We start from the raw sequence: 11,034 nt of genomic DNA on the forward strand, positions 1-11,034 counted from the left end.
GTCAGCATCCGCTGAAATGAGGCCGCCTTTTCTCGGCAAAGGCAGCGCGCCCTTCTGCGGCGTCAGCACTGTTCATCAACACCGGCTGCAAGGTTGCCTCATGGTCGAGCGCCGCAGCAAGATCGCGCGCGAACCAATCAAGGATGAACTGCCGCGGCAGCGGCGCGACCTCTGCTTCTTTCAAAGCCAGCTCCCCGGCCAGTTGCGCGGCCTCCCCGGCATCGGCCAGTTCATCGGCAAGGCCGAGATCAAAGGCTTCCTTCGCTTCGATGACACGGTTGTCCAGCAGAATGCGCCGGGCCCGCGCCGGGCCGACCCGTGCCGGAAGCGTGGCCAACAGGCCCATGTCTGGTATCAGGCCGATCTTGGTGAAAGCGGCGGTAAAGCGTGCCTCGCGCGAGGCAACGACCATCGGGCACGCCAGCGCAAGAGCAAAGCCGCCCCCTGCCGCCCAGCCCTCGACCGCCGCGACCAGCGGTTTGGGGAAGTGCGCCATCCGCGTGACCATATCGGCGACCACGGCAAGCCGGGTGCGATGCGCCCCAGGGCTGCGCTGTTTTTGATCACGGATGTCGCCACCGGCCGAAAAGTGCCCGCCCGCGCCGGTCATCACCACGGCGCGCACCGCGTCATCCTCTGCCGCGGTCGCCAGCGCCTCGCAGAGCGCCTGGCGCTCCGGGTGACCAACCGGGTTGCGGCGGGCCGGTTCGTTAAGGGTGAACGTGCATAGCCCGTCGCTGTTGGTATTTACATCAACGCTCATGACCCATCTCTCACCGTGAAACGCCCGTTTCCAATCGCGATCTTGTCGCGTTCCAGCACCCGCGTGCGGAAGCTCCCGTCGTTCCAGATTTCGGTGCGCAGGGTTTCGCCGGGGAAGACAACTGCGGTGAAACGCGCCTCCATCGAACCGAATCGATCGGCATCATACTCGCACATCACGGCGAGCAATGCGTGGGCTGCAAAGCCAAAGGAACAAAGACCGTGCAGGATGGGCCGCTCATAGCCTGCTTTCGCAGCCACACGGGGATCAATATGCAATGGGTTTGGGTCGGCGTTCCAGCGGTAGTAAAGCGCCTGCTCTGGCCGGGTTGGCGAATCAAACACATGGTCCGGGTCGGTTTCGGGCAGCTTATGCGCCGGTTTTACCGGGCCATCAGGCCCGCCAAAACCCCCATCGCCGCGCAAAAAGGTTGTACCATGGCAGGTTGCCAGAAGCTCGCCGCTGTCTGCGTCGCGGATCGTCTTCTCGGAGTAGAGCAGAGCGCCCCGCCCCTCGCCCTTGTCAACAAGGCCGGTCACACGGGTTTTGCCAACGATGGTGGCTTCGGGCGGGATTGTTTGATGGATCGTGATGCCCTGTTCGCCATGCACCAGCTTGAGCGCATCGACACCTGTTTCAGGATCTTTGAGCCAAAACCCCGGATGGCCCAGAACGCTCACGATGGCGGGCATGGCGCGGGAATCATCGGCCAATGCGCCAACATAGGGCAGCTGGCGCATATCCAGCGGGTCCTGCCCAATGCCGACTGTCAGCCCGAAGCGCGCTACCTCTTCGGCGCCGTAGCTCTGGCGCACTTCAGGGATGTCGAAATTCATCAAGTGGTCATGGTTAATGGGCATCGGAAGCCTCCTTCTTTGCATCAAGTTCGATCACCGCATCAAGGGCGTAGGCCCCCTGCCCTTCGGGCATTGCGAGCACCGGGTTGAGATCAATCGACGCGAGCCGATCGCCCGCCCCCGCAGCAAAAACAGAAAGACGGGAGAGCATGTTTGCGAGCGCGTCGATATCCGCCGGGGCGGCCCCGCGCGCGCCCTGAAGGATAGCGGCGGACCGGATAGACAGGATCATCTCCCGCGCGGTTTCAGGGCCAAACGGGCAGGCCCGCAGGGCAACATCATTCAGCAGCTCCACGAAGATGCCGCCAAGGCCAAACACCGCCACAGGCCCGAAGGTCGCATCGCGGTTGATGCCCATCAGGCATTCAACCCCGCCCGAGAGTTGCCTGGCCACCAACACGCCGGTGATGCGGGCGTCGGGGGCATGGGTTTGGGCGGCGGCGAGGATCGCGGCATGGGCCGCGCGAACGCCGTTTTCATCCTTTATGTCGAGCTTGACCGCGCCGATATCCGATTTGTGCAAAATGTCGGGCGACAGGATTTTCATGACAACCGGAAATCCGATTTCGACTGCGGCGTTGACCGCCTCGTGTGCGCTTTGCACGGCGCGTTCGGGGGCCGCGACAATCCCGGCTTTTGCCAGCAGCGCCTTTGCCTCGGTCTCATCCGGGCTGGTGGCCGGAAGCTGCACCGCAATCGGCGCTGGCGTGCGGTTTTTCGGGGCGCTGGCGTGTGCCGATCCGAGCCGCAGCACCGCATCAAGCGCGCGCACCGCGCGACAGGGATCGCTGAAAACCAGAATGCCCGCCTCATCGTAGCGCCGCAGGACTTGCGGATCGCCCAGTGCGCAGAACGCAATGATACGATCGGGATAGGTCGCGCGCAGCGGCTCAATGGCCTCCAGGATCACCTTTGAGAGCTTTTCGCTGCCCGCCACATAGGTCAGGAAACACAGCACCGCGCCGTAGCCGCCCTCTTCGAGGCCCGCACGGGTGAACTGCTCAAGGAGCGCAGGCTCGTTCAGCGCTTGCGCCGTGCAATCAAGCGGGTTGAGCGCCGATGCGTAGGGCAGCACCTCCAGCAGCCTGGCCTGCGCGGCCTCAGGCATAGCGGGCATCGGCAGCCCGATACGTTCGGCTTCGTCGCTGGCCACAATCCCGGCGCCGCCGCTGACAGTGACCACGCCCAGCGTGTGCCGCCTGGGAAAAACCTTCTTCGAGGCGGCATAGGCGATATCCATCATCGATTCCGGGTCGCGCAAAATGATGGCCCCGTGATCGCTGAGCACCGCATCGGCCACCACCGCATCGCCGGTGAGCGAGGCCGTGTGCGAGGCCGCGGCCCGCGCGCCCACCGCTGAGCGGCCCGATTTCAACGCCAGCACCGGCTTACCGGCAGCGCGAGCTTCGTCGAGCGCCTTTAGCAGCGCCGGCGCGTCATTCACGGCCTCCATATAGGTGCAGATCACATCAACGCTGTCACTCCCGGCCATCCAGCGGATGGCGTCGGCGACGGTTATGTCAGCTTCGTTGCCGGTTGTGATCAAAACCGAGCACCCTAGCCCCTGATCCCGTGCCAGCGCGCCGAGATGCGCGCCAAAAGCGCCGGACTGGCTGGCGATCCCGATATTGCCCGGCAGCGGGAAGCCGGTATCGAGCGACGACGAGAAGGTGCCGTAATAGCCGATATCAACGTTGTAAACGCCAAGCGTGTTTGGCCCGAGCAGGCGCATTCCGTGTTTGCCCGCCAGCGCAACCAGATCACGCTGCGCCGCCTCGCCATCCGCGCCGGTTTCGGCAAAGCCCGCCGAGAACAGCGTGGCGGCCTTGCAGCCCCTGCGGCCCAGCGCTTCGATGGTTTGTGCCACCAGCTTGGCGGGCACCGCGATGAGGGCTGCATCCGGGGCTTCTGGCAGATCCTCGACGGTGCCGTAGCATGGCAACCCCTGCACGGTGTCCCGCTTGGGGTTCACCGGCAGGATACGTCCCTTGTAGCCGGCTTTGAGCATGGCCGCGATCGGGCGGCCGCCGATGCGGGTCGGGTCCTCAGAGGCCCCGATCACCGCAACGGACTGTGGCGCAATGAGCCGGTCAATCAGGGACGGTTCACTCAAAGCGCCTCCTCAGAACCGAGGATCGCCGTGCACTGGCTCGACAGCGTGCCGCCATTGCCGTGACAGAGCGCGATGTTGCAATCCGCGATCTGGCGTTCGCCCGCCTCGCCCCGGATCTGCGCCACCGCTTCGGCGATGAGGAAGAGGCCATACATCCCCGGATGCACGCAAGAGAGGCCGCCGCCATTGGTGTTGACGGCAAGTTCGCCGCCCGGCGCAATGCGGCCATCCTGCACGAAGCGCCCGCCCTCGCCCTTGGGGCAAAAGCCGAGATCTTCCAGAAAGAGGATCGTGTTGATCGTGAAGGCGTCGTAGACCATCGCCACATCAACGTCTTTCTGGCTGATACCGGCCATTTCCATGGCGCGCGGGCCGCTTTCTGCGGCGGCGGTTGTGGTCAGATCGGGCATCGCCACGATCGAGCGGTGATAGTTCGCTCCGCCAGCCCCCATGAAGTAAACCGGCTTTCCTGGCAGGTCTTTCGCCCGATCGGCCCGCACCAGAATGCAGGCAGCGGCACCATCGGTGACAAGGCAGCAATCGGATTTGCTCAGCGGGTCCGAGATCATCCGCGCCGACATCACCTCATCCTTGGTGAGCGGGCCACGGGCGAAGGCCTCGGGGTTGAGGTTGGCCCAACCGCGCGCGGCGAGCGCCACATCGGCCAGATCCTCGCGCTGCGTGCCGAACTTGGCCATGTGGCGGCTGGTGGCCAGCGCGTAGGCGGTGATCGGGTGGCGCGGTTTGTAGGGAGTTTCGTGCCACTGCGGCTCACTCATCGAAACGAGCCGCCCACCAGCGGTGCGCTGATTGGACCCGTAACAAACCAAAGCCACGTCACACAGACCGGCCTCCAGCGCCAATGTGGCCTGTAGCAGGTGCATCTCGAAGCTGGACCCGCCGACATTTGTGCCATCAAAGAAGCTTGGTTTGAGGCCGAGGTATTCCACCACGCTCATCGTTGGAAAGGCGTGGCTGGAGGTGGCCGCGAAAACGCCGTCAATATCCTGCAGCTTCACACCGGCATCTTGCACCGCCTTGACCGCCGCCTGCCCCAACAGTTCCATCGCCGAGAAGCCCGGAGCCTCACCAACGCCTGCGGTTGCCATGCCTACGATGGCGGATTTTCCCCGCATGCTATCCATGCTCATGCTGCGTCCTCCCCGGTAAGATCGAAGACCACGCGCGGGCCTTCTTCTGTCGCTTCAATGCGGGCCCGAACCCGTGCGCCGATTTCGGCGGTTTCCACCTCTGGCAGAGTGGACATCATGCGCACGCCTTCGTCCAGTTCCACGAGCGCCACGTTCCATGAGCCAGCGCGCGCCCGGTTGACGGTGATCGCATAGATCGTGCCCGTGCCTTTTGCTTCCACCCACTCAAGGTCTGTCGCGCCGGTGGGAGACGTGACCTTTGGCCAGAATACATATTCGCCGGTGCTCGCGGCGCGTTGGATCATGAAGCGCCCTGCGGCAAGATGCGCCTCGTAGGCGGCCTGCGGTCCGAGCGCGGAAATATCTGTGGTTGTCATTTTCCGTTCCTCCTCTTCGTCTGTTTAGTCTTTCCAGGTCATGAAAAGATGTGTCTGTGATGTGCTGCCAACGACCTTCCCGTCACCGCGCGTCAGGGTGACTTGCAGCACGGCCGTGGTTTGGCCGATGTGGATCGGCACGCTACGGGCCGTGATCGTATCGCCCACGTGCACTGGCCGGATGAAATTGGTTTTGGCCTCAACGGTGGTGTTGGTAATTTCCGCTGGGCTGTTGATGAACGCGCTGGTGCCTGCGGCGGCGTCGGCCAGGGCCATCAGCGCGCCGCCGTGCAGCACGCCGTTGCGGTTGCCCATCACCTCGGTGATGAGCATCGAGCAAACCGCCTCTTCTGGCGTGCAGCTTTCAACCTTGATCCCCAACATCAGCGAAAACGGCGACTGCGGGGGCATATCCTCGGGGTTACGGGGCACCATGCTCAGGCCACCCGCTGTGCCAGGGGGCAACCTGCGAGAACAAGCTGCCGGGTGGGATGGGGGCCAGCGCCGATGCGGTTGCGCACTTTCAGTGCGGGGCGAGCCGCAGGGTTGAGGCTTTCCGGGCGTCTGGTAAGGGCGCGTAAGGTTTGCGGAGCCGACAGGCTAAAAGGGTCGATCTGCGTCATTTCGGCGACGATCCTTTCGCGGATATTACCCTGTGTTCGAAGGGGGCGCAGGCGCTCAAGGGCACCTCTGCTCTCCATCCCCACAAGCTGTTCGAAAACACCGCTATCAACACCCAACGCCATCCCGATCCTTCCGTCTTGCATCCTCAGCCTGCGCTTGCTCTAACAAGAATATTCTGTACGGTAAATATCATTCTTTCAAGGGAATGCCATGACGGGCGATACCGGACAAAAATCTGTACCCGCGGTTCAGAACGCAATCATCATCCTGCGGCTGTTGGCGGCGAGCGGGCAGCCAATGGGCGCGACCCTGATCGCCCGTGAGGCAAATTTGAACGTGTCGTCGGCGTTCAACATCCTTCGAACGCTCACCCACGAAGGGTTGTTGAGCTTTGATCCCGAGGCCAAGACCTATGTGATCGGCATGGGGCTGATGGAGTTTGCCGCCCCTCTGCTGGGCGCCAACCCGGCGGATTTGATCCGCCCGGTCCTGAGCGCCATCGCACAAAACCGGCAGGTCGCTATCGCCCTTTGGCAGATCACCGAAAGCCGGCGGATCGTGCTGATCGACAGGTTCACCGCCCCCTATATCGTTCAGGCGGTGATCGCGCCAAACAGCCGGCTGCCGGTTTTTGCCGGGGCGATCGGGCGGGTTTATGCGGCGCGCCTTGGCCTTACCGAGGCGCAAACCCGCAAGGGATACAACAGCGTGCGCTGGCAAGACGCGCCGGGGTTTGAAGCGTTTTGGGCCGATGTTCAAAAGGCGCGTGAGACCGGAACGGCGCAGGACCGGGGCAAGCTGTTTCGCGGCCTTGATATCGTTGCATCCATATCATGCGATGCCGCCGGAACCCCGCGCCTGGGGATGAGCAGCATTACCATCACCGGCCAGCAAACGCCGGAGACCCTTGATCGCGTGGGCGAGGATTTGGCCAAAGCCGCAAAACAGATCGAGCGCGGAGTCCTCGGGCATTCAGCCGAGACCTGACTCACACAAGAAAAACGCATCCCTCGCCCTCACCATGCCGCAAAAGCATGTCTGAAAGGCCGTTATGTTATTTGCATTATGGAAGGCAACATCGGATGGTACCGGGAACTGGCATCACACTGCCGCAAAAAACGACCCGGAGGACACCTAGGTGCACAATCAAGACAGCGATGACTTTCAGGACATTCGAGATGCGGTGCGCGCCCTTTGCGCCGAGTTCCCGGACGAATACCACCGCAAGGTCGACGAGCAGCGCGCCTATCCCGAAGAATTTGTGGACGCGCTCACCCGTGCTGGCTGGATGGCAGCGCTGATCCCCGAGGAATACGGAGGATCAGGGCTTAGTCTGACGGCGGCGGCGGTGATCATGGAAGAGGTCAACCGTTCGGGCGGCAACTCCGGGGCCTGCCACGGACAGATGTACAACATGAACACCCTCATGCGGCATGGCTCGGAGGAACAGCGCCAGCGCATCCTGCCCCGGCTGGCCAGCGGAGAGCTGCGATTGCAGGCCATGGGCGTGACCGAGCCAACCACCGGCACCGACACCACCCAGCTTAAAACCACCGCCGTCAAGAACGGCGACAAATACGTTATCAATGGCCAGAAGGTCTGGATCAGCCGTGTACAGCACTCAGACCTGATGATCCTGCTGGCGCGGACCACACCGCTTGCAGAGGTCAAGAAAAAGTCCGAAGGGCTTTCGATCTTTCTGGTCGACATCAAGGAAGCCATGAAAACCGGTTTGACGGTTCGCCCGATCCCCAACATGGTCAACCATGAAACCAACGAGCTGTTTTTTGACAATCTGGAAATCCCCGAGGAAAACCTGATTGGCGAAGAGGGCATGGGCTTCAAATACATCCTCACCGGGCTCAACGCCGAGCGCACGCTGATCGCCGCAGAGTGCATCGGCGATGGCTACTGGTTTACCGATCGAGTGGTGAACTATGTCAACGAGCGCCAGGTGTTCGGCCGCCCTATCGGAAAGAACCAAGGCGTGCAGTTTCCTATTGCCGAGGCCTATATCGAGGTCGAGGCGGCCAATCTCATGTGCCGGAAAGCCAGCCGTTTGTATGATGCCGGAAAGCCCTGCGGGGCCGAGGCCAATATGGCGAAATACCTTGCCGCCAAGGCAAGCTGGGAAGCCGCAAACTCCTGCCTGCAATTTCACGGCGGCTTTGGCTTTGCCTGCGAATACGCCGTTGAGCGCAAGTTCCGCGAAACCCGGCTGTACCAGGTTGCTCCGATCTCGACCAACCTGATCCTCTCTTACGTTGCCGAACATGTCCTTGGTCTTCCGAGGTCGTTCTGATGGGCCCGCTTGACGGCCTGCGCGTCGTCTCCATCGAGCAGGCGGTGGCCGCCCCCTTCTGCACGTCCCGGTTGGCGGATGCCGGTGCAGAGGTGATCAAGATCGAGCGCCCCGAAGGCGATTTCGCGCGAGGCTACGATGATGTGGCAAAGGGCCAATCCAGCTATTTTGTCTGGCTCAACCGTGGCAAGCAATCGCGCACGCTGGATCTCACATCCGACGAGGGGCGTGAGGCGCTCTCGGACCTTCTCGCCGAGAGCGACGTGCTGGTGCAAAACCTCAAACGCGGCGCTCTGGCCCGGCTTGGGTTTCCCTTCGAGCGGCTGGCGCGCGAGTTTCCCCGCCTCATTACCTGCTCGATCTCGGGCTATGGCGAGAACGGCCCAATGGCCGACCGCAAAGCCTATGACCTTTTGATCCAGGCAGAATCCGGGCTTTGCTCGATTACAGGCGGCCCCTCCGAACCCGCCCGCGTTGGCATTTCCATCGTCGATATCGCCACTGGAGCCACCGCACAAACCGCGATCCTTGAGGCCCTGATCCGGCGCGGGGTAACGGGGCGCGGCGCCAATATCTCGGTCTCGATGTTTGATGTCATGGCCGATTGGCTCACCGTGCCGCTGCTGAACCATGAGGGCGGCAAAAGCCCAAAGCGCGTGGGCCTGTCTCACCCCTCGATTGCGCCTTACGGCGTGTTCACCGCCAAAGACGGCGCCCAAATCCTGATCTCGATTCAAAGCGACCGCGAGTGGATAAAGCTCTGCAAGGTGTTCCTCGGCGACCCCGGCCTTGGCACCGATCCCCGGTTTACCAGCAATGTCGCGCGGGTCAGCAACCGGGCCGCGACCGATGCCGTGGTTGGCGCTCGCTTCAAGGACTTCACCGGCGACGAAGCGGTGGAGGCCCTGCTCAGCGCTGATGTGGCGGTTGCCCGTGTCAACGACATGGCCGGGCTTGCCGCGCACCCGCACCTGCGGCGCATCACCGTTGACACCCCCAACGGGCCGGTTTCATATCCGGCGCCGGGTGCCGTCTGGGATGATGAAAGCCGTGAATACGGCCCCGTGCCGGGGCTTGCCGAACTTGAGGAACCTGAATGATGGAAATTGACCTGGATCACCTGAGAACCTGGGTTGGACGTGAAGAGACCGTATCGGAGCTTTTGCCACCTGTGCTTGCACAGCGGTTCCTGGCAACTTTTGACCGCGAGGGTGAGAGCGATATGGGGGCGCAGGCTCCGCTGTTTTTGCACCATTGCCTGTGTCATCCCTGCGCCGCGACCGCCGAGCTTGGCCCTGACGGACACCCAAAACGCGGTGAGTTTCTCCCACCCGTTACCCTGCCCCGCCGCATGTGGGCCGGTGGAGCTATTGATTTTCACAGCCCGCCCCGCGTGGGCGAAACAGTAACCCGCCGCTCAAAGATAACCGATGTGAGCGTGAAGCAAGGGCGCAGCGGCACCCTGTGTTTTGTGACTGTCACGCATGACTATGACGCCGAAGGGCGCGCCATCCTGAGCGAAGAGCAAGACATCGTTTATCGCGAAGCGGCCACCCCCGGCGCAAGCCCCAAGCTGCCCCCGGCGGCCCCCATGGGCGCTAAACAGCGCCAGATTTCTCCTTCGCCCGACCTTCTGTTTCGCTACTCTGCGATCACCTTCAACAGCCACCGCATCCACTACGATCTGCCCTATGCCACCCTCGAAGAGGGCTATCCGGGCCTGGTGGTGCATGGTCCGATGCAGGCGGCGCTGCTGGGGCAATTCGCGGCCGATCTGGCTGGGGCGGCACCCTCGCGCTTCACCTTTCGCGGGTTGTCTCCTGCGTTTTCCGGCCCGTCGCTGGTTTTGCACGCCACCGAAGAAGATGGCGGGATGAGCCTGTGGAGCGCGGCACCCGGCGGTCCGGTGGCCATGAAGGCCCAGGCAACATGGTGAGCGCCGAGACAATCCGCACCCCGCTTTTTGTGCCCGCCAACCGGCCCGATCGTTTTGAAAAGGCCGCCGCCTCGGGCACCGATGCGGTGATCCTCGATCTCGAAGACGCCGTGGCGCTGGACCAAAAGGACAAGGCGCGCGCGATGCTGCGCAGCGATTTCTGCGATCTGCCGATCGTGGTGCGCATCAATGGCTCTGGCACGCCGTGGCATGAGGCGGATCTCGCGGCGCTGCGAACCCTCAACCTGGCAGCCGTGATGCTGCCCAAGTCCGAGCACCCGGACGCGGTTGCCGCTGTCTGCCAAACTCTGGAGGGGCACGCGCCAGTTATGGCCCTTATCGAGAGCGGATTAGGGCTTGCCCATGCACGCGAGATCGCCACGATTCCGGGGGTCTGCCGGTTGGTTTTCGGCTCAGTCGACTACTGCGCCGATCTGGGCTGCGAACACCTGCGGGAAGGGCTTGTTCCCGCGCGCTGCGAATTGGTGCTTGCCTCTCGCCTCGCGGCTATCGCGCCACCTATTGACGGCGTCACCGTGCGGCTCGACGACCCGACCGAAAGCTTCGAAGACGCGACCCACGCCAAGGCTCTGGGGATGACCGGCAAGCTCTGCATTCATCCGCGCCAGATCGCGGAGGTCCGCCGCGCGTTCCACCCCTCGCAGGCCGAGATCGACTGGGCCCACCGGGTTGCCGCTTCTGGCGATGGCGCGGTTTCGGTTGATGGCGCAATGATCGACGAGCCGGTTCGCAAGCGCGCCCGTCACATTCTTGCGCAGGCCGACCCAACCCAAAACACGGCCCCTCGGCCGACCAACGAATAGGAGAGATATCCATGAAAGTTCTCGTGCCCGTGAAACGGGTGATTGATTATAACGTGAAAGCGCGTGTGAAAGCGGATGGGTCTGGGG

At 62.8% G+C, this 11,034-nt stretch carries 11 protein-coding genes; 5 read left to right on the top strand and 6 right to left on the bottom strand.

What is annotated here, in order from left to right:
• Nucleotide 1: 1 nt before the first annotated feature.
• Genes P1U55_RS03120 through P1U55_RS03145 form a run of 6 tightly spaced genes read right to left on the bottom strand, consistent with a single transcriptional unit; the run spans nt 2 to nt 5,726 of the window.
• A complete protein-coding gene (locus P1U55_RS03120) occupies nt 2-763 on the bottom strand; it encodes an enoyl-CoA hydratase-related protein (protein WP_301046034.1) in 762 nt (253 codons plus the stop codon).
• Nucleotides 760-1,623 (bottom strand): MaoC/PaaZ C-terminal domain-containing protein, encoded by an 864-nt coding sequence (locus P1U55_RS03125; RefSeq protein ID WP_301046035.1) that lies wholly within the window; start codon nt 1,621-1,623, stop codon nt 760-762. The genes P1U55_RS03120 and P1U55_RS03125 overlap by 4 nt, the downstream gene beginning before the upstream one ends.
• Nucleotides 1,613-3,733: an acetate--CoA ligase family protein gene (locus P1U55_RS03130; RefSeq protein ID WP_301046036.1), complete on the bottom strand. Its 2,121-nt coding sequence runs from the start codon at nt 3,731-3,733 to the stop codon at nt 1,613-1,615. Before P1U55_RS03130 ends, P1U55_RS03125 begins: the two co-directional genes overlap by 11 nt.
• The gene (locus tag P1U55_RS03135) at nt 3,730-4,884 is read right to left on the bottom strand and encodes a thiolase (protein WP_301046037.1); all 1,155 of its coding nucleotides are present in this window, start codon (nt 4,882-4,884) and stop codon (nt 3,730-3,732) included. The genes P1U55_RS03130 and P1U55_RS03135 overlap by 4 nt, the downstream gene beginning before the upstream one ends.
• A complete protein-coding gene (locus P1U55_RS03140) occupies nt 4,881-5,261 on the bottom strand; it encodes an OB-fold domain-containing protein (protein WP_301046038.1) in 381 nt (126 codons plus the stop codon). Before P1U55_RS03140 ends, P1U55_RS03135 begins: the two co-directional genes overlap by 4 nt.
• Before the next feature lie 24 nt (nt 5,262-5,285).
• A complete protein-coding gene (locus tag P1U55_RS03145; protein ID WP_301046039.1) occupies nt 5,286-5,726 on the bottom strand; it encodes a PaaI family thioesterase in 441 nt (146 codons plus the stop codon).
• A gap of 369 nt (nt 5,727-6,095) precedes the next feature.
• Between P1U55_RS03145 and P1U55_RS03150 the strand changes: the two genes are divergently transcribed.
• From P1U55_RS03150 to P1U55_RS03170, 5 genes are all read left to right on the top strand, one after another.
• Nucleotides 6,096-6,872, top strand: a complete 777-nt coding sequence (locus P1U55_RS03150; protein ID WP_301046040.1) for a helix-turn-helix domain-containing protein — start codon at nt 6,096-6,098, stop codon at nt 6,870-6,872.
• 151 nt (nt 6,873-7,023) lie between these two features.
• On the top strand, nt 7,024-8,187 hold the full coding sequence (locus P1U55_RS03155) for an acyl-CoA dehydrogenase family protein (protein ID WP_301046041.1): 1,164 nt from the start codon (nt 7,024-7,026) through the stop codon (nt 8,185-8,187).
• Nucleotides 8,187-9,287: a CaiB/BaiF CoA-transferase family protein gene (locus P1U55_RS03160; RefSeq protein WP_301046042.1), complete on the top strand. Its 1,101-nt coding sequence runs from the start codon at nt 8,187-8,189 to the stop codon at nt 9,285-9,287. The genes P1U55_RS03155 and P1U55_RS03160 overlap by 1 nt, the downstream gene beginning before the upstream one ends.
• The gene (locus tag P1U55_RS03165) at nt 9,284-10,123 is read left to right on the top strand and encodes a MaoC family dehydratase N-terminal domain-containing protein (RefSeq protein ID WP_301046043.1); all 840 of its coding nucleotides are present in this window, start codon (nt 9,284-9,286) and stop codon (nt 10,121-10,123) included. The genes P1U55_RS03160 and P1U55_RS03165 overlap by 4 nt, the downstream gene beginning before the upstream one ends.
• Entirely contained in the window at nt 10,117-10,947 is an 831-nt protein-coding gene (locus P1U55_RS03170) for a CoA ester lyase (protein ID WP_301046044.1), read from the top strand. The genes P1U55_RS03165 and P1U55_RS03170 overlap by 7 nt, the downstream gene beginning before the upstream one ends.
• Nucleotides 10,948-11,034: the final 87 nt, after the last annotated feature.

The organism is Vannielia sp. (assembly GCF_029212645.1).
In the GTDB taxonomy this organism is placed as follows: Bacteria; Pseudomonadota; Alphaproteobacteria; order Rhodobacterales; family Rhodobacteraceae; genus Vannielia.